The sequence below is a fragment of the Phenylobacterium sp. genome (genome assembly GCF_020253645.1).
Lineage (GTDB): Bacteria > Pseudomonadota > Alphaproteobacteria > Caulobacterales > Caulobacteraceae > Phenylobacterium.
On the sequence record NZ_JADCBG010000143.1, the window covers coordinates 1 to 19,842 of the forward strand.

25 protein-coding genes are annotated in these 19,842 nt (G+C 69.0%); 11 read left to right on the forward strand and 14 right to left on the reverse strand.

What is annotated here, in order from left to right:
* On the forward strand, positions 1–414 hold a 414-nt coding region (locus INE98_RS09970; RefSeq protein WP_293538647.1), incomplete at its 5' end, for a TerB family tellurite resistance protein.
* Between the two features lie 59 nt (positions 415–473).
* Here the strand turns inward: INE98_RS09970 and INE98_RS09975 are convergent.
* From INE98_RS09975 to INE98_RS10005, 7 genes are all read right to left on the reverse strand, one after another.
* Positions 474–1,166, reverse strand: coding sequence for a glutamine amidotransferase (locus INE98_RS09975; protein WP_293538649.1), 693 nt, complete (start codon positions 1,164–1,166; stop codon positions 474–476).
* A gap of 21 nt (positions 1,167–1,187) precedes the next feature.
* Entirely contained in the window at positions 1,188–1,718 is a 531-nt protein-coding gene (locus INE98_RS09980) for a TlpA disulfide reductase family protein (protein WP_293516909.1), read from the reverse strand.
* A complete protein-coding gene (locus INE98_RS09985) occupies positions 1,715–1,957 on the reverse strand; it encodes a hexameric tyrosine-coordinated heme protein (RefSeq protein ID WP_293516907.1) in 243 nt (80 codons plus the stop codon). The genes INE98_RS09980 and INE98_RS09985 overlap by 4 nt, the downstream gene beginning before the upstream one ends.
* 87 nt (positions 1,958–2,044) lie before the next feature.
* The gene (locus INE98_RS09990) at positions 2,045–2,845 is read right to left on the reverse strand and encodes a hypothetical protein (protein WP_293538650.1); all 801 of its coding nucleotides are present in this window, start codon (positions 2,843–2,845) and stop codon (positions 2,045–2,047) included.
* A complete protein-coding gene (locus INE98_RS09995; RefSeq protein WP_293538651.1) occupies positions 2,845–3,090 on the reverse strand; it encodes a thioredoxin in 246 nt (81 codons plus the stop codon). Before INE98_RS09995 ends, INE98_RS09990 begins: the two co-directional genes overlap by 1 nt.
* 69 nt (positions 3,091–3,159) lie before the next feature.
* Positions 3,160–3,738 (reverse strand): MarR family transcriptional regulator, encoded by a 579-nt coding sequence (locus tag INE98_RS10000; protein WP_293538652.1) that lies wholly within the window; start codon positions 3,736–3,738, stop codon positions 3,160–3,162.
* 112 nt (positions 3,739–3,850) lie between these two features.
* Complete coding sequence (locus INE98_RS10005) at positions 3,851–4,042, reverse strand: hypothetical protein (RefSeq protein WP_293538653.1); 192 nt, start codon at positions 4,040–4,042, stop codon at positions 3,851–3,853.
* Positions 4,043–4,782: 740 nt separating this feature from the next.
* On the opposite strand from INE98_RS10005, the gene INE98_RS10010 reads away from it, so the two are divergent.
* The 5 genes from INE98_RS10010 (at position 4,783) to INE98_RS10030 (ending at position 8,632) form a co-directional block, all read left to right on the forward strand.
* A complete protein-coding gene (locus INE98_RS10010) occupies positions 4,783–5,310 on the forward strand; it encodes a glycosyl hydrolase 108 family protein (protein WP_293538654.1) in 528 nt (175 codons plus the stop codon).
* A 237-nt stretch (positions 5,311–5,547) separates the two neighbouring features.
* Positions 5,548–5,859 (forward strand): hypothetical protein, encoded by a 312-nt coding sequence (locus INE98_RS10015; protein WP_293538655.1) that lies wholly within the window; start codon positions 5,548–5,550, stop codon positions 5,857–5,859.
* An 88-nt stretch (positions 5,860–5,947) separates the two neighbouring features.
* The gene (locus INE98_RS10020) at positions 5,948–6,235 is read left to right on the forward strand and encodes a putative quinol monooxygenase (RefSeq protein WP_293538656.1); all 288 of its coding nucleotides are present in this window, start codon (positions 5,948–5,950) and stop codon (positions 6,233–6,235) included.
* Between the two features lie 16 nt (positions 6,236–6,251).
* Positions 6,252–7,475: an acyl-CoA dehydrogenase family protein gene (locus tag INE98_RS10025; RefSeq protein WP_293538657.1), complete on the forward strand. Its 1,224-nt coding sequence runs from the start codon at positions 6,252–6,254 to the stop codon at positions 7,473–7,475.
* A 14-nt stretch (positions 7,476–7,489) separates the two neighbouring features.
* Entirely contained in the window at positions 7,490–8,632 is a 1,143-nt protein-coding gene (locus tag INE98_RS10030; RefSeq protein ID WP_293538659.1) for a serine hydrolase, read from the forward strand.
* Between the two features lie 151 nt (positions 8,633–8,783).
* Here INE98_RS10030 and INE98_RS10035 read toward each other — a convergent pair whose 3' ends face one another.
* Complete coding sequence (locus INE98_RS10035) at positions 8,784–10,052, reverse strand: cytochrome P450 (protein ID WP_293538661.1); 1,269 nt, start codon at positions 10,050–10,052, stop codon at positions 8,784–8,786.
* Between the two features lie 219 nt (positions 10,053–10,271).
* Between INE98_RS10035 and INE98_RS10040 the strand changes: the two genes are divergently transcribed.
* The gene (locus INE98_RS10040) at positions 10,272–11,372 is read left to right on the forward strand and encodes an NADH:flavin oxidoreductase (RefSeq protein WP_293538662.1); all 1,101 of its coding nucleotides are present in this window, start codon (positions 10,272–10,274) and stop codon (positions 11,370–11,372) included.
* Between the two features lie 20 nt (positions 11,373–11,392).
* On the opposite strand, the gene INE98_RS10045 is transcribed toward INE98_RS10040, so the two are convergent.
* From INE98_RS10045 to INE98_RS10065, 5 genes are all read right to left on the reverse strand, one after another.
* Positions 11,393–11,827, reverse strand: coding sequence for a globin (locus INE98_RS10045; protein ID WP_293538663.1), 435 nt, complete (start codon positions 11,825–11,827; stop codon positions 11,393–11,395).
* 8 nt (positions 11,828–11,835) lie between these two features.
* Positions 11,836–12,747 (reverse strand): SMP-30/gluconolactonase/LRE family protein, encoded by a 912-nt coding sequence (locus INE98_RS10050; protein ID WP_293538664.1) that lies wholly within the window; start codon positions 12,745–12,747, stop codon positions 11,836–11,838.
* 67 nt (positions 12,748–12,814) lie between these two features.
* Positions 12,815–13,333 (reverse strand): dihydrofolate reductase, encoded by a 519-nt coding sequence (locus INE98_RS10055; protein ID WP_293538665.1) that lies wholly within the window; start codon positions 13,331–13,333, stop codon positions 12,815–12,817.
* Positions 13,334–13,338: 5 nt separating this feature from the next.
* Positions 13,339–14,190 (reverse strand): thymidylate synthase, encoded by an 852-nt coding sequence (locus INE98_RS10060; RefSeq protein ID WP_293538666.1) that lies wholly within the window; start codon positions 14,188–14,190, stop codon positions 13,339–13,341.
* Positions 14,191–14,276: 86 nt separating this feature from the next.
* On the reverse strand, positions 14,277–14,831 hold the full coding sequence (locus tag INE98_RS10065) for a DUF924 family protein (RefSeq protein WP_293538667.1): 555 nt from the start codon (positions 14,829–14,831) through the stop codon (positions 14,277–14,279).
* A 121-nt stretch (positions 14,832–14,952) separates the two neighbouring features.
* Here INE98_RS10065 and INE98_RS10070 point away from each other — a divergent pair, with 121 nt between their 5' ends.
* The 3 genes from INE98_RS10070 to INE98_RS10080 all read left to right on the forward strand — a co-directional run bounded on the left by INE98_RS10070 (position 14,953) and on the right by INE98_RS10080 (position 17,660).
* The gene (locus INE98_RS10070; RefSeq protein WP_293538668.1) at positions 14,953–15,768 is read left to right on the forward strand and encodes an RcnB family protein; all 816 of its coding nucleotides are present in this window, start codon (positions 14,953–14,955) and stop codon (positions 15,766–15,768) included.
* A 134-nt stretch (positions 15,769–15,902) separates the two neighbouring features.
* Positions 15,903–16,922 carry a ketol-acid reductoisomerase gene (gene ilvC, locus INE98_RS10075; protein ID WP_293538670.1) on the forward strand — a complete coding sequence of 340 codons (1,020 nt, stop codon included), beginning with the start codon at positions 15,903–15,905 and terminating at the stop codon, positions 16,920–16,922.
* Between the two features lie 168 nt (positions 16,923–17,090).
* Complete coding sequence (locus tag INE98_RS10080) at positions 17,091–17,660, forward strand: hypothetical protein (RefSeq protein WP_293538671.1); 570 nt, start codon at positions 17,091–17,093, stop codon at positions 17,658–17,660.
* Here INE98_RS10080 and INE98_RS10085 read toward each other — a convergent pair.
* Positions 17,633–18,619, reverse strand: a complete 987-nt coding sequence (locus INE98_RS10085) for a sodium-dependent bicarbonate transport family permease (RefSeq protein WP_293538673.1) — start codon at positions 18,617–18,619, stop codon at positions 17,633–17,635. The two genes, INE98_RS10080 and INE98_RS10085, sit on opposite strands and share 28 nt — an antisense overlap.
* A 127-nt stretch (positions 18,620–18,746) precedes the next feature.
* Between INE98_RS10085 and INE98_RS10090 the strand changes: the two genes are divergently transcribed.
* Positions 18,747–19,631, forward strand: a complete 885-nt coding sequence (locus tag INE98_RS10090; RefSeq protein ID WP_293538675.1) for a LysR substrate-binding domain-containing protein — start codon at positions 18,747–18,749, stop codon at positions 19,629–19,631.
* The last annotated feature ends 211 nt before the right edge of the window (positions 19,632–19,842 follow it).

Below are 19,842 nucleotides of genomic sequence, written 5' to 3' on the forward strand. Positions count from 1 at the left end.
CAGATGGCCCGGCGCTACCGAAACTGCCCGGGCCTGCTGGAGGACGTCCTGGACGGGCTGTTCCACATCGCCGGCGCCGACGGCGCAGTCTCGCTGGAGGAGGAGTCCTACCTGGAGAGGGTGGCGGAGTTGTTCGGCTTCGGTCCCCTGTCCTTCCGCCGGATCCGCGCCGCCCACCTGGGCTCCCCCGCGGATGATCCCTATGCCGTGCTGGACGCTCCCCATGACGCCACGGACGAGGTCCTGAGGGCCGTCTGGCGGCGCCGCATCGCCGACGCCCACCCCGACCGGGTCCGCGCCCTGGGGCTTCCCGAGGAATACCTCGACATCGCCCACGCCAAGGCCGCCGCCCTCAACGCCGCCTACGACGCCATCCGCCGCGAGCGGATGGAGATGGTGGGCGCGAGGGCGTAGGGGCTCGACCCGGAATTCGAGACCAGAGCCGCTCCCGGTTCAGGGATGGACAGAGGGCTTCAGTCCAGTTCATCCAGCCAGGCCCGAAGGAAGGCGGCGCCTCTGGCGCGAAGGCCCGCACGTTCATTGCGCTCCGTCTCCCGCAATCCGCCCAGGTCGACGCCCTCGGCCCGGAGCTCGACATGGTGGCCGATGAGCCAGCGTTCGAAGCCACCATCGGTCGCCTCGGGATGAAACTGGCAAGCCATCACCCGGGGCCCGATCCGGAAGGCCTGGTTGGTGCAAAGGTCGGTCGAAGCGAGGCGCTCGGCGCCATCCGGCAGTTCAAAGGTTTCCCCGTGCCAGTGCAGCACCGGTCCGCCTGCAAGGGCGGCCAGGGGTGATCTTCCGCCAGCCTCAGTCAGCACGATTGGCGAAAATCCGATTTCCTTGGACTTGGCGGTATACACCCGAGCGCCCAGAGCCCGGGCCATGAGCTGCGCGCCCAGGCAGATGCCCAGTAGCGGCAGGTTCCGGTCCATGCGGTCGCGAACGAGCCGGATCTCCCTCCCCAACCAGGGATAGAGCCCCTCGTCGTTGGAGGAGACCGGCCCCCCGAGAAGGATCAGAAGGTCCGCATCCCGCGCCGAGTCGAGAGAGTCACACCCGGCCTCCAGGTACCGGACATCATAGCCGCGGCCGGAGAGCGTGTCGGCGAAGCTTCCCAAGTCCTCGAAGGCGACGTGACGGATTACGGTCGCGGTCTTCAGCATGGTCGTTGGCGCGTCTCCGACCTAGCGGCAGTCCGCGCCGGGCAGGCACACGCCTTCGCCGGTCTGGTGCGCCTCCGGCGCGGCGTTCCGGGGCTGGGCGATCAGCTGGGCGATCCTGGCCCCGAGCGTCAGGTCCGGCTCATGGCCAAGGGCGCGATGCCGGATGAAGCCATTCCTGTCTATGAGGACGAGGGAGGGAGTCCCACGCAGACGATAACGCGTCATGGTCAGGGGAACGCCCTCAGGGTCGTCAGGCGCGTCGACGCCAATTGGGAAACCGATCCTGTACTCGTGCAGAAAGACCTCCAGCGAGGCTGGCGTCATCGCCGCGTGATGCTCGAAGACGGTGTGGAGCCCGATCACCGCCACGTCATCCCGGAGGAAAGTCTGCTCGACACGCTGGAGTTGCGGCAGGCCGTTGGCGACGCAGCCCGGACAAAGCATCTGAAACGTCCCGAGCACGATCACCCGGCCGCGCAGGCTGTCCAGGGTCAACGGGTCGCTGTTGAACCACTGCGTCGTGGCCCAGGGATAGGCGGGCTCCAGGTTCATGGCTGTTGGTCTTTCCAGTAGTTGTTGGCAGCGGCGATCGTGGCGAAGTGGGTCGCAACGACCTGTGAGGCCAAGATCAACATCTCTGGATCCCGCCCGTACTGATCCCGCAGGCTCGCCCGGATGTCGCCGTCGGGCTGGGTCAGCTTCACGGCGAAGCGCGAAAGTCTGATCGCCAGACCGAAACCCTCATCGGGATTTCGTGTGAGGAGTGTGGGCGGAATGGGTGCGTTTGACATGCATTTGGCCTCTCGGGGCAAGGTGGGTCCAGATGAGACCGGACCCACCTTGCCCCTCAGTCAGTGGTGGAGGCGGATGACGGGCGTCTACTGATCGACCTTGCCGGGCAGGCTCAGATTGCCGGAGGCGATCTTAAAGACATCTGCAACACACAGAAGCGGCGCATGTGCGCTGGCGTTCACGCGCAGCCCCGCGGTCACCCCGTCGAATGTCGCGGACTTCACGGGCGTGATGTCGTCGAAGGGGACGCGCACCTCGACTGTGTCGCCGGTGAATTGGGGCTGCCAACCTGGGCTATCGATCAGGATGGGCACTCCCGGCCAGGTCCGGGGCAACCTGGGTCGGGCGCCTTCCGGGATGTCCTTGACCTTCAGGCCGCCGGGCCCGCAGGCCTCGTCGGGTCCCAGAACGACCCAGTGCATGTGCCATTCGCCCCCGTCGTTGGCGCGGTTCCCGTCGCGTGTCTCGTCGAAGAGCGGGGTGTCATCGAAGTCCGGATGCGAGGTGACCGCCAGGGCCAGGATGCCGGCCCCGCGCTCGAATCCGACCTCATACGCATCGATGCTCGTCGGCCAGACGTAGGAGAAGACCTTCGATCCCTCAAACCTGCCGGTGGACGTCGGACGCGTCACGCCGGCGCGTCCCGACACCGCCATGTGGAAAATGGCGACATTGCCCTCTGTCCGGATCTTGGCGTGGACAATGTCGAACGGCGCCAGCACCGCCGTGTTCGGCGCGGCCTTGAAGCCGCCCTTGTGCTCATGCGAGGGCGCGATCCGTTCTGTGGCGGGGTCGGACTTCCGGGCGTCACGGCCTTGGTGAGGGTGGGCTTGCGCGGAGACGGCGAAGAGCGCCGCCGCACCCGCGATAAGGATTCTGCTGTGCATTACGCGTCTCCCTTCACGGCCGCCATCGAGGCGCCGAAGTTGATGTGGAAGGGCAGGCCATCGATCACGTAGGCGGGAACCGACTTCACGCCAGCGGCCTCGGCCTCCGCCACCCGATTGGGGGCGGAGTTGAAATCGACAATCTCGACGTCATAGCGCGATGGATCGAGCGCCCTGCCCAGGGCCTGCTCGGCCTCCATGCAGACGCCGCAACCCGCGTGATAGAAAATCGCCTTGGACTTCATTATAGGACTCCTAACAATATAAGGCGCAGAATGCGCTGCGCGCGCGACCCTGGTTCAAGCCAAGGGCGTTCAGGACGAGGAAGCCACCTCCTCGTGTTCGGGACAGTTGATGCGCAGATCAGGTTCGCGGAGGGGCGAATTCATCAAGCGGCAGTGATGCTCGCTGGACCGGTCCAGACTGTCGCTGGCCACAAAGTGTCGGCAGGTCATACAAAGACGCTGCGGTGCGATCCGCCCCGTCCGCTGGAGTTCGCGGATGGTCCGGAGCACGATGCCATGCAGGTCCTCAGCACTCCGGTCGCTCAGCAGGCTGACGATGCTTGCGAAGCCGTCGGGAAGCTGCCCCAGCATGGCGCGTCCCGAAGGGGACAGGACGATCCTGATGGCCCGCCTTTCGTCCGGATCCGGCTGCCGCTCCACGAGCCCCTTGCTGACCAGGGCCGACACGGCGTCGCTCGCCGTGGAGGGACGAACGCTGAGCTGAGCGGCGAGAGCCTTCAGCCTCAGACCGTCACGACGATCGGCGAGCAGTCGCAGCGCATCTCCCTGGGTTGGGGTCAGACCCGCCGACTCGCCCACCTTCCAGTCTTCCTGGCGGGCCAGAGCGGCGAGACGGCTTAGGCCGTAGATGAGCTGATCACGATTCATATTAGGACTCCTAATTAAAGACTTTGCAGATGTCAAGAGGTCGCCGCGGAGAAGCCCGACCTGGTCGACCGATGACGGCAGGCCGCCGACTGACCGCTGTCGTGGCCACCGCCTATCCCGGCGTCTGTCGAGGGCGGATCGAAGTGACCGGGGCGCAGCTGGCGGTGGACCCGGTGCGCAGGACGCAGGCCATGGCCCGGCCCTGGGTCTCGCCGTAGGTGGCCATGAGGCGGGACTGGAGGTCACCCCAGATGCGGATGGTCTCCCCGGTGGCGGCGGACCCGAGTTGTCCGGGGCCAGCCACGGGATAGGGCCCGTTCCGCCCGGACCCTGAGGGCGGTCAAGCGAGACCTCCGCGGGCGCGAGCGGCCGGTCCGTCCAGAGGGTATGGGAATAGAAGTCCTGTGCGGCGTGCAGGGTGCGGCCGAAATGGTGGTCGACGGCGCAGAGGGCGTCAGGATCCCCCAGCAGGAAGGTCCCGCAAGTCCCTCTCACCCGCCTGGCGACGCCGCGGGAGTCCACCAGCCGATCCGCCGCCCGCTGGGGGATCGCCGCCATCGCAATGGGCCGGGTTCCAGACCGTGATGGCGGTGATGTCGGGCCGGCGAGGGGCTGGCTGGAGCCTGTCCAGGGCAGGTGGTATCCAGCAGTCCGGCCGGTCCTGTCCGCCGCAGCCGAGAGCAGCCTCCAGCAGCCGCGTGCGTTCCCCGGGGCCGCCGGCGACCGGGAAGGGATCGAAGGCCCGAGCCGGGAGAGGCGCCATGAGCCCGGCGAGGTCACGCGACAGTCGACCGGCTCGAGGGGAGGCGACCTTGGCGCGGGTGGTGCCGGGCCCATGGACGTCCCTTCGGATCTGTACCAGGCGCATCAAGCGAGCATGCTGACGGCTCGCCGTCTCCAGTAGAGGCCGGAAATCAAGGGGAAATCACGCCTTATTCACGACTTGTCGCAGGGTCTTCGCTCGCAGTTTGACGGCCTCACGTGCAGGATGTCGCCAGTGGAGAGGGACGGGCGCCCGCGAGGGCGGGGAGCGGGGAGAATCGGATGCCGCTGCGAGGCGACGGCGGGCGGCCCTTCGACAAGGAAGGCGGCGCGTCGGGCTTGGGAAACAGTGGGGCGGGACCCGGCTCGGGGAGCAGCGTCTTCGACCTCGCCTTCGAGGCGCTGGTCGCCCGGGAGGGCGGCATGCTGGAGGATCCCCGGGGGCTCGGCGAGGAGATCGCCGTCGGAGACCTGACCTTCGAGACGACGTCCCGGCGACCGGCTCCCCTCCACCGGCGGCTCAGCCCGGCGGCGGCGCCGCGGCTCTATCTCGAGGAATGCTGGACCCCCGCGCTCTGCGACCACCTGCCCCCTGCAGTGGCCCTGGAAGTGTTTGACATGGCGGCGTCCAGCGGACCGAAGGCTGCGGTCCGGGCGCTGAAGGCGGCCCTGCGGCTGGACCCTGACGCCTGGCCGGGGGTTGAAATCCCCAAGGCGGTGCGTCTGGCGGACCCCGTCCGGCTGCGGGCCCGCTTCATGGCCGCCCGGCTCTCGGACATTGCCGGGCATCTCGGAGGGGCGCATCGGTGAGGCCAGGGAGCGGCGGACGCCGCTCCGAGGATATCGATGGGTGGCGTGTGCGCCATGGGCCTGCCGCCCAAAGTCCCTGCGCGGATGCCCCGGGCCGCTGCACTCCGGCGCCTGATCCGCCGGCATCCTGTTCCTCTTGCCTGATTTCTTCCGATTCCCGTTGACGGGACCGTCCGCCGGCCCAACATGCCCGTGAAAGCCGGTCCCGGTTTCCGGGCGGCCTTGACAGAGGAAGAGATGATCCGGGTCGACCTGAGGTCCAGCCCCACCCTTCGGGGTCCCAAGATTGTTCTGGCGATCCTTGCGGCGGTCGCCGGCCTGCTGCTGGCGGCCGTGGCGGCCGTGTTCGCGGCGGCCACCGTCGTGGTGGCGGCGATCGTCGGCGGCGTTCTCCTGTGCGTCGCCGCCGTCACGGGGCGGCTTCGCCGCGCGCCTGCGAGACAGGCGGCCGGGCCGATGGCTGACGACGGCGTGATCGAGGCCAGGCGGGTGGGCGGCCATCAATGGGTCGCCTATGGCTGGACGGAGCGGGACGCTTCCGACCGCTGATTTCCCGCAAGGTGACGCTGCGGCGGGGCTTGCCGCCCGCCAGGGCCGCCTCTACCGTCCGCATCCTCAAACAAACGGAGGAAACGGAATGATCGGCGTCATCGCGACCCTGACCGTGGCGGAAGGCAAGAACGCGGAGTTCGAGGCCATTTTCACCGAACTGGCCAAGCAGGTGAAGGCTAATGAGCCCGGCTGCCACGCCTACCAGCTGACCCGCAGCCGCGCGAACCCGCAGGTCTACAAGGTGCTGGAGCTCTATGCCGACGAGGCGGCCCTGAAGCACCACGGCGGCACGGAATACTTCAAGGCGGCGGGCCCGAAGATGGGTCCCTGCATGGGCGGCCGGCCCGAGATCGAATACCTCGACGGCGTCTGACACGGAGACGAGACCCATGGACCTGGCCTTCAGCAAGGAGGACCTCGCCTTCCGCGACGAGGTCCGCGCCTTCATCGCCGAAGCTTTCGATGACGACATGCGTGCGCGCATGGCCCAGTCGAAGAACGCCCACATCGACAAGGCGGGCCAGGTCCGATGGCTCAAGCGGCTGCATGACAAGGGCTGGATCGCTCCGGACTGGCCGGAGGAATACGGCGGCACAGGCTGGAGCCACAGCCGCAAGTACATCTTCGAGATGGAGATGGCCCTGGCGGGCGCGCCCTCGACCTCGAACATGGGGCTGACCATGTGCGCCCCGGTGGTCATGGCCTTCGGTACGCCCGAACAGAAGGCCCAGCACCTGCCCAAGATCCTGTCCACCGACGTCTGGTGGTGCCAGGGCTATTCCGAGCCGGGCTCGGGCTCGGACCTGGCCTCCCTGTCGCTCAAGGCCGAACGGGATGGGGACCACTACGTCCTGAACGGCTCGAAGATCTGGACGACCTACGCCCAGTGGGCGGACTGGATGTTCTGCCTGGTCCGGACCTCGAACGAGGCCATCCGGCAGGTGGGCATCAGCTTCTTGCTGCTGGACATGAAGTCGCCCGGCATCTCCATCGTTCCCCTGCCGACCCTGGACGGCCCCGCCGAGGGCGAGCAGGAGATCAACCAGGTCTTCTTCGAGAACGTCCGGGTGCCGATCTCCAACCGGATCGGCGAAGAGGGCCAGGGCTGGACCTACGCCAAGTACCTGCTGCAGTTCGAGCGCGGCAATCCCTACGCCCCGGGCCTCACCCACCAGCTGGAGAAGGTCAAGCGCATCGCCTCGCTACAGGCGTCGGACGGCGGCGGAAAGCTGGTCCATGACCCGGCCTTCCGGCGCAAGCTGGCCGAGATGCAGATCAAGGTCGACACGCTGAACGCCACGGAGCTGCGCGTCTTCGGCGCCCGGGTGACGGGCGAGACCCTCGGGGCGGTGTCCTCCATGTTCAAGCTGGAGGGGAGCCAGGCCCAGCAGGCCATCACCGAGCTGGCCCTCGAAGCCGCCGGCGTCTACGCCGCGCCCTTCGTGCGCGACACCTGGGCCGAGATCCGGGGCGAGCGCAACGAGCCCCGGGCCGGGCCGGACTACGCCGCCACCCTGGCGCCGCACTATTTCAACTATCGCAAGACCTCGATCTACGCCGGGTCGAACGAGATCCAGCACAACATCATGGCCAAGATGGTGCTTGGCCTCTGACCCGGGAGGCGGGCGTGTACGCAGGCTTTGAGAAGGCCCTGGAGGCGGCGGTCGCCTCCGGGCGGATCGCCGGCGCCGTGGCCGCCGTGGCGGACCGGGACGGTGTGACCTATTCGCGGCAGGCCGGGGTCCGGCAGGCGGGCGAAGCCGCCGCCATGACCCAGGACACCATCTTCTGGCTGGCCAGCATGACCAAGGCGGTGGTGTCGGTGGCGGCCTTGCGCGAGGTCGAGGCCGGGCGGCTCAGCCTGGACGGCGACCTGTCGGGCCTCCTGCCGGAATTCGCGGACCTGAAGGTGCTGGAGGGCTTCGGCGAGGATGGCGCCCCGCGCCTGCGCCCCGCCCGGCGCGCGCCGACCCTGCGGGACCTCCTGATCCACACCTCGGGCTTCGGCTATGGTTTCCTCAGCGCCGATCTGACCCGCTGGCACGCGGCGACGGGCGCCCCCGACCCGAACGGCGGGACGCGGGCGGCCCATGTCCTGCCACTGCTGCACGATCCCGGCGAGGCCTGGAGCTATGGCATAGGCATCGACTGGGCGGGTCTTGCGGTCGAGGCCGCCAGCGGCCAGCGCCTGGACGCCTATCTGAGCGACCACATCCTCGGGCCCCTGGGCATGACGGACACCGGCTTCGCCCCGGTGGACCCGTCCCGCAGGGCGACGGCGCACCTTCGGGTGGAGGGAACCCTCTTCCCCGCCCCGACCCCGCCCGGCGGGACGGAGGCCGAGGTCCTGTCCGGCGGCGGCGGCCTGCACGGCACGGCGCCGGACTACCTCCGCTTCCTGCGCATGCTGCTGAACGGCGGCGAGCTGGACGGGGCGCGGGTGCTGAGGCCGGAGACCGTGCGCGCACTCAGCGAGGTGCAGACCGGCGCGCTGAGAGCCGGGGCCTTCAAGACCGCCAACGGCGTCCTGACCACGGACTTCGACCTCTACCCGAACATGCATACGGGCCACGGACTGGCATCCGTCGTGACCCCGGAGGCGACGAAGGAGGGGCGCAGCGCCGGCGCCCTGAACTGGGCGGGGATCTTCAACACCTATTTCTGGGCGGACCCGGAGGCGGGCAAGGCCGGCGTCCTGCTCACCCAGCTCATGCCCTTCGGCGACCCGGACGTCCTGGCGCTGTTGCGGGCGCTGGAGAAGGGCGCCTAGGGCGAGCGCCGATGACCCCCTCCGTCCCGGGACTGGCGTCCCGGTCCACCTCCCCCTGGGGGGAGGAATTGCGACCCCTAATTGCTCCCCATCAGGGGGAGCTCCCGGCGAAGCCGGGTGAGGGGGGCAATCCCCCTCGCCGTTCCCCTCCCTACAGCCGGGAGGGGATCACCACCTGCATGCTCTCATAGCCCTTCACGAAGGACGAGTAGACGCGCTCAGGCTCTTCGACGACCTGGATTTCCGGGAAGCGCTGGAGGATTTCTTCCCAGAGGATCTTCAGCTGCAGCTCGGCCAGGCGATTGCCCACGCAGCGGTGGATGCCGAAGCCGAAGGACAGGTGCTGGCGCGGGCGCTCGCGGTCAATGATGTAGCTGTTGGGGTTCTCGATGACCTCGTCGTCGCGGTTGCCGGAGACGTACCACATGACGACCTTGTCGCCTTTGCGGATGGTCTTGCCGCCAAGCTCGTAGTCCTGGAGGGCGGTGCGCCGCATGTAGGCCAGGGGGGTCTGCCAGCGGATGGTCTCGGAGACCATGGAGGGGATCAGGTCCGGGTTGGCCTTCAGCTTGGCGAACTGGTCCGGGAACTGGTTCATCGCGTAGACGGACCCGGTCATGGTGTTCCGGGTGGTGTCGTTGCCGCCGACGATCAGCAGGATCAGGTTCCCCAGGTACTCCATGCGGTCCATGTTCCGCGTGGCCTCGCCGTGGGCGAGCATGGAGATGAGGTCGCCCTTGGGCTCGGCGTTGACCCGCTCGTTCCAGAGGCGGGTGAAGTAGTCGACGCACTCGAAGAGGTACATCTTCCGCTCGGTGTCCGGATCGTCCGTCTTGAAGAGCTTGGACGTCAGGTCGGCGGTGGCGATGTCGGACCAGAAGGTCAGCTTGCGACGGTCCTCGAAGGGAAAGTCGAAGAGGGTGGCCAGCATCTGGGTGGTCAGCTCGATGGACACCGTGTCCACCCAGTCGAAGGGCTTGCCGATGGGCAGGGAGTCCAGGGTGTTCTGGATCCGGCTGCGGATCAGGGGCTCCATCATGTGCAGGTTCTGAGGCGAGACGATCGGGCTGACCGTCTTGCGCTGCAGGTCGTGCTTGGGCTGATCCATGGCGATGAACATGGGCAGGGTGAAGTCCTCGTCGGGATCGAAGAGGGTGATCGCCGGTTCGGAGGAGAAGACCCCGTGGTTGGTGTCCACGGCCATGATGTCGTTGTACTTGGTCACCGACCAGAAGGGCCCCTGTTCGTGGTGGCCATCGGGATGAAGGTGGACCGGGTCCTCCTTCCGCAGGCGCTCGAAATAGGCCCACTGGGTGTCGGTCCTGAAGAGTTCAGGGTCGGCGACATTGATCTCGTCGAGGGGGATGGAATAGGCCCGGGCGCGCGCCTCGGCCTTCAGGTCAACGGCACCGTCGCTCATGGCGGACTCCTCAGTCAGGCGCGCACCGGCGCGAGCCGCCGACCGCGATTTGAGCATTGTTCAGACCATGGCGAAGCGCAGTCCAAAATGCAAGTCGCCCCCGCCTCCGGTCGGACCCGGATTTTCGCCTGACGCCGGCGCGCCGAGCGTGCATAAGGTCGCCCCGACATACCGAAACCGGGGTCCGCCGAGATGGCCCCGACCCAGGAGACGCCGCCCATGGCCGCCGAAGCCCTCTTCCAGCCCTGGTCCTTCAAGGGCCTGAACCTTAAGAACCGCCTGGTGATGGCGCCCATGACCCGGTCCTTCTCGCCCGACGGCGTGGTGACCGAGGAGGTGGCCCAGTACTATCGCCGGCGGGCCGCCGGCGAGGTGGGACTGATCATCACCGAGGGCACCGGGGTCGACCGCGCCGCCTCGCTGAACGACCGCAATGTGCCGCGCTTCCACGGCGAGAAGGAACTGGCCGGCTGGAAGCGGGTGGCCGACGAGGTGCACGCCGCGGGCGGCGCCATCGGCCCGCAGCTCTGGCACGTGGGCGCGGTGCGCTCGCGCGACCCGGAATGGAAGCCCGAGGGCGGCTATGACAGCCCCTCGGGCCTGTCGAGCCCCGGCAAGAAGTTCGGCGAGGGCATGAGCGAGGAGGCCGTGGCCGACGCCATCGACGCCTTCGCCCGGGCCGCGGCCGACGCCAAGCGGCTGGGCTTCGAGACCGTGGAGCTGCATGGCGCCCATGGCTACCTGATCGACCAGTTCTTCTGGGACGGCACCAATGAGCGCGAGGACGCCTATGGCTCGAAGGACCTGCCCGGCCGGGCGCGCTTCGCCGGCGACATCCTTCGGGCGGTGCGCAAGGCGGTGGGGCCGGACTATCCGGTCATCATCCGCATCAGCCAGTGGAAGCAGCAGGACTTCACCGTGAAGATGGCGCCGACGCCCAGGGAGCTGGAAGCCTGGCTGACCGCCCTGACCGACGCCGGCGCCGACATCCTGCACTGCTCGCAGCGCCGCTTCTGGGAGCCGGAGTTCGAGGGCTCGGACCTCAACTTCGCCGGCTGGGCCAAGAAGCTGACCGGCGTGCCGACCATCACGGTGGGCTCGGTGGGCCTGTCGGGCGAGTTCGTCGCGGCCTATGCCGGCGAGGCCTCGCAGCCCGCCTCCATCGACGACCTGCTGCGGCGACTGGAGCGGGAGGAGTTCGACCTCGTGGGTGTCGGACGGGCCCTGCTGCAGGACCCGAACTGGGCGGTGAAGATCCACCAGGGCCGCAATGACGAGCTGATGAGCTTCGACCGCTCGGCCATGGCCAGCCTGTCCTGAGGCCCCAATGGCCCCGGCCGTCAGGCCGGGGTCATCGCCTGGTCGGGATGGGTGACGTACCAGTCGAGGTCGGCCAGGGTGGTCTCCCAGGCGGCCTCCCATTCCGGCCGCCAGTCGTCGCCGCAGACCTCGCGGACGGCGTCCCGCACGGTGGCGAAGAAGGTGCGGAAAACCTCCGGCGGCACGTCATAGCCCTCGTGCACCACCACCTCGCTCTGGATCAGGGTGCGGGAATAGAGCCGCTCGCCCACGAAATCGAGAATGGCCTGGAGCACCCGGGTCAGCATCTCGCCGCGGATCTGGTGGTTCTGGTCCCGCCAGAAGAGGATCTCCATCTCCGGTTGCTCGCGGAACAGGCGGTCATAGACCACCGGCGTCAGGTCCTCGCAGAGCTCGCCCGCCCGTTCCAGGCTGGCGACGATCTCCGGCTCGTGAGGGTCGGGGGCGCGGGGCATGGCCGGCCTCAGGCGTTGAAGTTGAGCTTCAGGCCCGGCCGGGGCCAGGTCGCGCGATAGAGCTTGCCGGTGGCCGAGGCGGTGATCCAGGCCGTGCGCATGTCCGCCCCGCCGAAGCAGATGTTGGTGGTGATGAGGTCGGGGACCGGGAAGTGCTCCACCGAGCCGTCTGGGTCGAAGGCGGTGATCCCGCCGTTGATGATGGTGGCCACGCAGACCTTGCCGCCGGCCTCCACCGCCAGGCTGTCGAGCAGCTGGTAGCCTGGCAGGTTGCAGATCACCCGCCCGGGGGCGAAGCCGTCCGGCGGCGCCAGAACGCCCGGCTCGGCGATGTCGAAGGCCCAGAGGCGTCCGAGGTTGGTGTCAGCCAGGTAGACGACCTTCTCGTCGGGCGACAGGCCGATGCCGTTGGGCGAGATCAGGTGATCCTTCTGGCGGCTGATATGGCTGCCGTCGATCTTCGCATAGTAGATCGCGCCGAACTTGCGGCCCTCCGGTGTCGAGCAGCCGTGGTCGGAGAACCAGAAGCCGCCCTGCCGGTCGAAGACGATGTCGTTGGGCCCGATCAGCCTCCTGCCGTCACACTCGGTGTAGAGGGTCTTCAGCTCGCCGGTCTTCAGGTCGAAGCGCTGGATGTAACCACCGGTGTGCGAGGGCGGGGTCGGACCGGGGACGGTCATGCCCATGTTGTCCAGCCACTCGAAGGACCCGCCGTTGTTCGTGATGTAGATGGCGCCGTCCGGGCCGATGGCCGCCCCGTTCGGACCGCCGCCGGTGCTGACCAGGATCTCCTTGGACCCGTCGGGCTTCACCCGGGTCAGGGTCTGGCGCTTGATCTCGGTCAGGATCACCGAGCCGTCATTCATGGCGATGGGGCCTTCCGGAAACTGGAAGTCCTCGGCGATCAGCTGCAGGTCCACGGCCCGTCTCCTCCCCCGGATGTCTCTCAAAGGACTATGGGCGAGGGGTGCGGCCAGGGGAAGGGGCTCAGGCCCGCTCCAGCACCCGGAAGGTCACGGGATGCTCGTCGCCCTCGCCGGCGGGGAGGTCCTCGCGGCGGACCTCGCGCCAGCGGCTTTCGTCGAAGGGGGGGAGGGTCACGTCGCCCTCCACGTCGGCGTGGACCTCGGTGAGGTAGATGCGCCGGGCGCGGGGCAGGGCCAGTCCAAACAGCGAGGCGCCGCCGATGACGCAGACTTCCGACGCGCCGTCCTCCTCGGCCTGTTCCCGGCCGATGGCGACGGCCTCGGTGAAGTCCTCGCAGACCACGCAGCCCTCGGGGGCGTAGGAGGCGTCCCGGGACAGGACGATGTTGGTGCGGCCCGGCAGGGGCTTGCGGGGCAGGCTCTCCCAGGTCAGCCGGCCCATGATGACCGGCTTGCCCATGGTCAGGGCGCGGAAGCGGGCGAGGTCGGACTTCAGCCGCCAGGGCAGGGCGCCGGCGCGGCCAATGACGCCGTTGCGAGCCCGGGCGATGGGGCCGGCGGTGAGGAGGGGGGCGGCCATGGCCGTCAGACCGCGATGGGGGCGGAGATGGCCGGATGGGCCTTGTAGCCCTTGAACTTCACGTCCTCGGGCTCGAAGGCGAAGAGGTCGTCCCGGGCCGCCAGCTCCAGCCGGGGCGGGGGCAGTGGCGTCCGGGTCAGCTGCTCGCGGGCCTGGTCCAGGTGGTTCAGGTAGAGGTGGGCGTCACCCAGGGTGTGGACGAAGTCGCCGGCCTCCAGCCCCGTCACCGCCGCCACCATGTGGGTCAGGAGGGCGTAGGAGGCGATGTTGAAGGGCACGCCCAGGAAGACATCGGCCGAGCGCTGGTAGAGCTGGCAGGACAGTCGCCCATTGGCCACGTGGAACTGGAAGAGGCAGTGGCAGGGGGGCAGGGCCATGTCGTCGACGTCCGCCGGGTTCCAGGCGGTGACGATGTGGCGGCGGCTCTCCGGGCTGCGCTTCAGGCCCTCCACTAGGGCGGCCATCTGGTCGATGACCCGGCCGTCCGGCGCGGCCCAGGAGCGCCACTGGCGGCCATAGACGGGCCCAAGCTCGCCCTCGGCGTCGGCCCATTCGTCCCAGATGCTGACCCCGCGCTCCTGCAGCCAGCGGACATTGGTCTCGCCACGCAGGAACCAGATCAGCTCCACCACGATGGAGCGCCGGTGCAGGGTCTTGGTGGTCAGGAGGGGGAAGCCGCGGGACAGGTCAAAGCGCATCTGACGGCCGAAGACGCCCCGCGTGCCGACGCCGGTGCGGTCCGGCCGGTCGACGCCGTTGGCCAGGATGTCCGCCAGCAGGTCCAGATAGGGCTGTTCGAGCGCAGCCTCGCCCTCCTGGACGGGATCTTGGGCGGCGATGCGGGCGGGGGCGTTCATGGCGGCTCCGGGAGTCGCTTCACTCCACCCGATTCGCACCCCTGCGGAAACCGGGGGCGGCCCCTGGGTCCACAGGCGGGGCGGACTTATCCCGCGAATCCGCCGTCGGCGAGGAAGGCCAGCTCGGCCGGCGTGCTCTCCCGGCCCAGGGCGGCGTTGCGATGGGGAAAGCGGCCGAAGCGGTCGATGATGTCGCGGTGCATCTCGGCGAAGCGGAGCAGCTCGGTGTCCCCGGTCTCGGCGCAGAGGGCCTGGATCAGCCGCACGCAGTCGGCCTGGTCGACCGGGTCTTCCGAATGTTCGAGGGGCAGGTAGACGAAGTGCCTCAGGTCCGTCTCCACCTGCAGGTCGAGGCCCCGGCGAAGGGCCAGGCGGGCCATCTTCCGGGCCTTGCCGTCGGTGGCGAAGGCGTGGGCCGTGTCGCGGAACAGGTTGCGGGGGAACTGGTCGAGCAGGAGGATCAGCGCCAGGGCCGGCTCGGCCTCATAGGCCCAGTCGTCGTACTGGCCCCGGGCGGCGGCGAAATGGACGGGCTCGAAGCGCAGGCGAAGGGCCTCGTCGAAGGCGGGATCCTTTCGGAACCAGCGCCGGGGACCGGCGTTGCGCCAGTAGCCGACGACATCCTGGGGCAGGGCGGGCATTCCTTCGATCCTCGGGTCTGGCGCGTTCAAGCGCGGTTCAGCTTGCCCTTCCTAATGTGATGCGTGCGGGGGCGACAACCGCCCGGGGCGCGCGCCGCCCCGGCCCAAGGAGGCAAGCACCATGAACCGCAAGGCCGCCGGTCCGTTCCTCATGGCTCAGGCCCTGATTCCCGCCCTGCTGCTGGGGCTGGGCGCAGCGTCCGCGGCCCGGGCCCAGGAGTTCGACGCCGCCGAGGCGCCCGCCCCGGTCGACACCGCCTTCCAGCCTCCGCGGGGCGAGAGCCAGCGCTTTGATCCCCGGGGCGAGCCCCTCGACGGTGCGGCGGCGCCGTTCTCCGCCCCGACGCCTCCGGCCGCGCCGGAGCCCCGATCCGACAGCCGGCCCGACAGCCGACCCGAGGCCTGGGATCGCTATGGCCGGCCGCGGGAGAGGCAGACCCCGCCGCCGCCGCCGGAGACGCAGCCGTCTCCGGACCGCAGCGAGCGCGACCGGCGGGACGAACACCGACGCCGCGACCGGGGCTATGGCCACTCCGACCGCTACGACTGGCATGGTCCCCCCTATGGCCATGGCGGGTGGGGATGGCGCGGATACGACTCCTACGGCCGCTACTCCGGGCATGACCGCCACAAGAGCCGCCGCCCGCCGCCGCCGCACTATGACCCCCGCTGGTACCCGCCGGTCTGGATCCCGTCCTATCGCTATCGGGGCGGCCCCTGGGTCCCGCCGCCGGGCTTCGTCCCGCGCCGCTGGTCCCACGGCGAGGTCCTGCCCTGGACCTGGTGGACGCCGCGCCACCGGATCGAAAGCTGGTGGTCCTATGGCCTGCCGGTCCCGCCCCTGGGCTTTTCCTGGGTGCGTCTGGGCCGCGACGCCGCCCTGGTGGACCTGTGGACCGGGCGCATCGTCCAGGTGGCCTACACCCTCTTCTGGTAGGGCGACGGGCCCTCCGGCGACCCTGCCGGAGGGCCGGCCTTGCTTGACGCGGCGGGAAATTTCCCCTTTGTGCGGCGCACTTCCGCGCAGGCGCCGAGTGGCCCCGCGCCCGTCTTGTCCAAAGGAGACCGCCCATGCGCGTCTATTACGATCGCGACGCCGACCTCGCCCGCATTCTGGACAAGAAGATCGCGATTGTAGGCTATGGCTCGCAAGGGCGGGCCCACGCCCTGAACCTGCGCGACTCCGGCGTGAAGAACGTCGCCGTCGCCCTGCGGCCCGACTCCGCCACCGCCCGCAAGGTCGAGGCCGACGGCCTGAAGGTGATGAGCGTGGCCGAGGCCGCCAAGTGGGCCGACGCCCTGATGGTGCTGGCGCCCGACGAGCTGCAGCGCGGCATCTACAACGCCGAGATCGCCCCCAACCTGCGGGACGGCGCGGCCCTGCTCTTCGCCCACGGCCTGAACATCCACTTCAACCTCATCGAGCCCAAGCCGACGGTGGACGTGCTGATGGTCGCGCCCAAGGGCCCCGGCCACACCGTGCGCGGCGAGTACGAGAAGGGCGGCGGCGTGCCCTGCCTGATCGCCATCCACCAGAACCCCACGGGCAACGCCCTGGACTTCGGCCTGGCCTACGCCTCGGCCATCGGCGGCGGCCGCTCGGGCGTGATCGAGACCAGCTTCCGCGAGGAGTGCGAGACCGACCTGTTCGGCGAACAGGCCGTGCTGTGCGGCGGCCTGGTGGAGCTGATCCGCGCCGGCTTCGAGACCCTGGTCGAGGCGGGCTACGCCCCCGAAATGGCCTATTTCGAGTGCCTGCACGAGGTGAAGCTGATCGTCGACCTCATCTACGAGGGCGGCATCGCCAACATGAACTACTCGATCTCCAACACCGCCGAGTACGGCGAGTACGTGACCGGCCCGCGGATCATCACCCCCGAGACCAAGGCCGAGATGAAGCGCGTGCTGGAGGACATCCAGTCCGGCCGCTTCGTGCGCGACTTCATGCTGGAGAACCAGGCCGGCCAGCCCAGCTTCAAGGCCACCCGCCGCCGCGCCTCCGAGCACGGCATCGAGGAGGTGGGCGCCCGCCTGCGCGCCATGATGCCCTGGATCAGCAAGAACAAGCTGGTGGATACCGAGAGGAACTGATCTGCGAGACGGCCTCCCGAGGCCGAGAGGCCGTCGTCCGTCACAGCGAGGTCGAGCCCGTTCTGATCGGTGCCTGGCTTATCATCACGTAATGGGTGCCCCTGACGGTGCTTGGCTCCGAGGCTTGTCTAAAGTTATGTTCGCCCCAAGACTATCGTCGGGTGCCCATTGAACGATTCACCGATCATCGTGGCGGCCATCATTGCCGCATTAGCGGGCACATTGGGTCTTGTTGTCGGCAGAGAGCAGAAGACGGCGGAGTTTCGTCAAGCTTGGTTGGACGCCCTGAGGGCTGAATGTGCCGCCTTGGTCGCGCAGGTTCAACTCATGGCCCATGTGCCGCAAGGGGGTGCCAGCGCCGTCGATCGGCGGACTGAGTCCATCGTAGCGTTCCGAATTTCGGAGGCGGCCATCCGCCTTAGGCTGAGCCGTGATTTCGAAGAGTCCCGCAGCGCGATCGTCTTTCTAGACCAGCTTTCGGAGCGGGTGGCGCGAGGCGACCTAACCAGCGAGTCCCTGACGCCGCTCGCGGAGCGCTTCATCCAATCTATTCAAAAAATCAGCAAGAAGGAATGGCGGAAGATCAAGAGTGGAGGGGTTGCCTCCTTCGTCACCTTAATCCTGATCTTAATCTGCTTGATCCTCTCTTTCTGGTTTTCATCCAGATCTTCACCAAAGGCGCAGGCTAGTGGTCCTTCCGGGGCACCCCCCTACAACGCCCCCGCCGCCAGGGCGTAGAGGGGCAGGCCGAGGATCAGGTTGAAGGGGAAGGCCACGCCGAGGGAGAGGCCGAGATAGACGCCGGGCCGGGCCTCCGGCAGGGCGGTGCGCATGGCCGCCGGCGCGGCGATGTAGGAGGCCGAGGCGGCCAGCAGGATCAAGAGCGCGCTGTCGCCCGGGGCGAGGCCGGCGAGGCGGGAGGCGACATAGCCGGCGACCGCGCCGGCCAGGGGCAGGGCGATCCCCAGGGCCAGCACGCGGACGGGCGGCCGGCCGGCGTCGGTGAGGCTGCGGGCGGCGGCCAGGCCCATGTCGAGCAGGAAGAGGCAGAGGGCGCCCTGGAAGACCGGGTTCACGAAGACGTCGAGCCGGGCCATGCCGCGCTCGCCGGTGGCAAGGCCGATGATGAAGCTGCCCACCAGCATGAGGGCGGGGCCGCCGAGGAAGACCTCGCGCAGGATGCCGCCCATGGAGTGGCTGGCGCCGGTCCCCTCCGCCGCCCGCCGGGCGATCAGGAGGGCGGTGAGGATGGCCGGCGCCTCCATGATGGCGAGGACCGCGGTCATGTAGCCGCTGAAGGGCACGCCATGGGAGGTGAGGAACTCGGCGCCTGCCGCATAGGTGACCACCGAGACCGAGCCGAAGGCCGCCGCAGTGGCCGCCGCCGTGGTCCGCTCCAGGCCTCCGAGCCGGCGCAGGACCGGATAGGCGACGAGGGGCCAGGACAGGGACAGGATGAGGCCGGCGATTCCGGCGCGGACAAAGCCCTCGCTAAGCCCGGCCTCCGCCGCCTCCACCCCGCCCTTGAAGCCGATGCAGAGCATGAGGAAGAGGGAGAGGGTGCGGCTGGTGGCGGCCGGCAGGGACAGGTCCGAGCGCGCAAAGCCGCCGAACAGGCCGAGCACGAAGAAGAGGATGGCGGGCGCCAGGAGGTTCTGGACGCCGAGGGCGGCGGCGGAGGCGAGGACGTCTGGCATGGCCTTCCCGGAAGGATCAGGGCGCCCCCCCGGGCGCCGGAGGCGGACCTTTAGGGTGTGTCGGGGGACAAGGCAGGTTGAAAGGTGCTATTCCTGAAATGAGGGAAACTCATGACAGGGTGGGGCCATGGCGCGTGACGTCAATCTCGATCTCGATCTGGTCCGCACCTTCGTGACCATCGCCGACACCCGCAGCTTCACCCGCACCGGCGAGAGGCTGGGGCGGACCCAGTCGGCGATCAGCCTGCAGGTGCGCCGGCTGGAGGAGCGGCTGGGGGTGAAGCTGCTGGCCCGCGATCCGCGCAGGGTGGGCCTGACCGACGCCGGAGAGGCCTTCCTGCCCAAGGCCCGCCGCCTCCTGCGGGTGAACGACGAGATCGTCGCCGAGGTGACGGGAGAAGACCTCGAGGGCGAGGTGCGGCTGGGCGCGCCTGAGGACTTCGCCACCGTCCACCTGCCCCAGATCCTGGGCGCCTTCGCCCGGTCTCACCCGCGGGTGGCCCTGGCGGTGACCTGCGACCTGACCCTGAACCTTCTGGACCGGTTGCAGGCCGGCGCCCTGGACCTGGCCCTGGTCAAGCGCGAGCCCCTGGGGCCGGACCTGGGGGTGCGGGTCTGGCGCGAGCCCCTGGTCTGGGTGGCGTCGGACCGCGAGGTGCTGAAGCCGGGGGAGCCGGCGCCCCTGGTCATCGCCCCGGCCCCGTGCGTCTATCGTCGCCGGGCGGTGGCGGCCCTGGAGGCCCGGGGCCGGTCCTGGCGGGCGGCCTACACCAGCCCCTCGCTGGCCGGGCAGCACGCGGCCCTGAGGGCGGGACTGGGCCTGACCGTCCTGCCCCGGGACATGGTCCCCGACGACCTGACCCTCCTCGGGGAGGTGGACGGCCTGCCGCCCCTGGAGGACGCCGAGATCGCGCTCCTGAAGGCGAGGGGCGGGGCGCCCCGGGCGGCGGACCGGCTGGCCGAGCACGTCCTGGCGGCCCTTGACCGGCGAACGGGCCGGTCGGCGGCCTGAGGGCCTGCCAACCGCCGTGGCGCCCCCTCACCCGCAGGGGAGCAATAGGCTCCGTAATTCCTCCCCCTTCGGGACCCCTGCGTTATGACCCCAATGATCCCGGAGATGCGCTGAAGGCGTGTTTTGGCGGCCTGTGGGTGGGTTTTGGGGGTGATTTTGAGGTGTCTGGACGGACTCCGGGCGTGTCAGGCCGTCATTGCGGCGGCGCGGC

Coding starts and splice junctions, on each gene's coding strand:
- INE98_RS10015 (WP_293538655.1), top strand. CDS start 5,548: ATGATCCGGGTCGACCTGAGGTCCAGCCCCACCCTTCGGGGTCCCAAG.
- ilvC (WP_293538670.1), top strand. CDS start 15,903: ATGCGCGTCTATTACGATCGCGACGCCGACCTCGCCCGCATTCTGGAC.
- INE98_RS09990 (WP_293538650.1), bottom strand. CDS start 2,845: ATGCACAGCAGAATCCTTATCGCGGGTGCGGCGGCGCTCTTCGCCGTC.
- INE98_RS10035 (WP_293538661.1), bottom strand. CDS start 10,052: ATGAGCGACGGTGCCGTTGACCTGAAGGCCGAGGCGCGCGCCCGGGCC.
- INE98_RS10000 (WP_293538652.1), bottom strand. CDS start 3,738: ATGAATCGTGATCAGCTCATCTACGGCCTAAGCCGTCTCGCCGCTCTG.
- INE98_RS10070 (WP_293538668.1), top strand. CDS start 14,953: ATGAACCGCAAGGCCGCCGGTCCGTTCCTCATGGCTCAGGCCCTGATT.
- INE98_RS09975 (WP_293538649.1), bottom strand. CDS start 1,166: ATGCTGAAGACCGCGACCGTAATCCGTCACGTCGCCTTCGAGGACTTG.
- INE98_RS10085 (WP_293538673.1), bottom strand. CDS start 18,619: ATGCCAGACGTCCTCGCCTCCGCCGCCGCCCTCGGCGTCCAGAACCTC.
- INE98_RS10090 (WP_293538675.1), top strand. CDS start 18,747: ATGGCGCGTGACGTCAATCTCGATCTCGATCTGGTCCGCACCTTCGTG.
- INE98_RS10040 (WP_293538662.1), top strand. CDS start 10,272: ATGGCCGCCGAAGCCCTCTTCCAGCCCTGGTCCTTCAAGGGCCTGAAC.
- INE98_RS10010 (WP_293538654.1), top strand. CDS start 4,783: ATGCCGCTGCGAGGCGACGGCGGGCGGCCCTTCGACAAGGAAGGCGGC.
- INE98_RS10025 (WP_293538657.1), top strand. CDS start 6,252: ATGGACCTGGCCTTCAGCAAGGAGGACCTCGCCTTCCGCGACGAGGTC.
- INE98_RS09985 (WP_293516907.1), bottom strand. CDS start 1,957: ATGTCAAACGCACCCATTCCGCCCACACTCCTCACACGAAATCCCGAT.
- INE98_RS10055 (WP_293538665.1), bottom strand. CDS start 13,333: ATGGCCGCCCCCCTCCTCACCGCCGGCCCCATCGCCCGGGCTCGCAAC.
- INE98_RS10045 (WP_293538663.1), bottom strand. CDS start 11,827: ATGCCCCGCGCCCCCGACCCTCACGAGCCGGAGATCGTCGCCAGCCTG.
- INE98_RS10065 (WP_293538667.1), bottom strand. CDS start 14,831: ATGCCCGCCCTGCCCCAGGATGTCGTCGGCTACTGGCGCAACGCCGGT.
- INE98_RS10060 (WP_293538666.1), bottom strand. CDS start 14,190: ATGAACGCCCCCGCCCGCATCGCCGCCCAAGATCCCGTCCAGGAGGGC.
- INE98_RS09980 (WP_293516909.1), bottom strand. CDS start 1,718: ATGAACCTGGAGCCCGCCTATCCCTGGGCCACGACGCAGTGGTTCAAC.
- INE98_RS09995 (WP_293538651.1), bottom strand. CDS start 3,090: ATGAAGTCCAAGGCGATTTTCTATCACGCGGGTTGCGGCGTCTGCATG.
- INE98_RS10020 (WP_293538656.1), top strand. CDS start 5,948: ATGATCGGCGTCATCGCGACCCTGACCGTGGCGGAAGGCAAGAACGCG.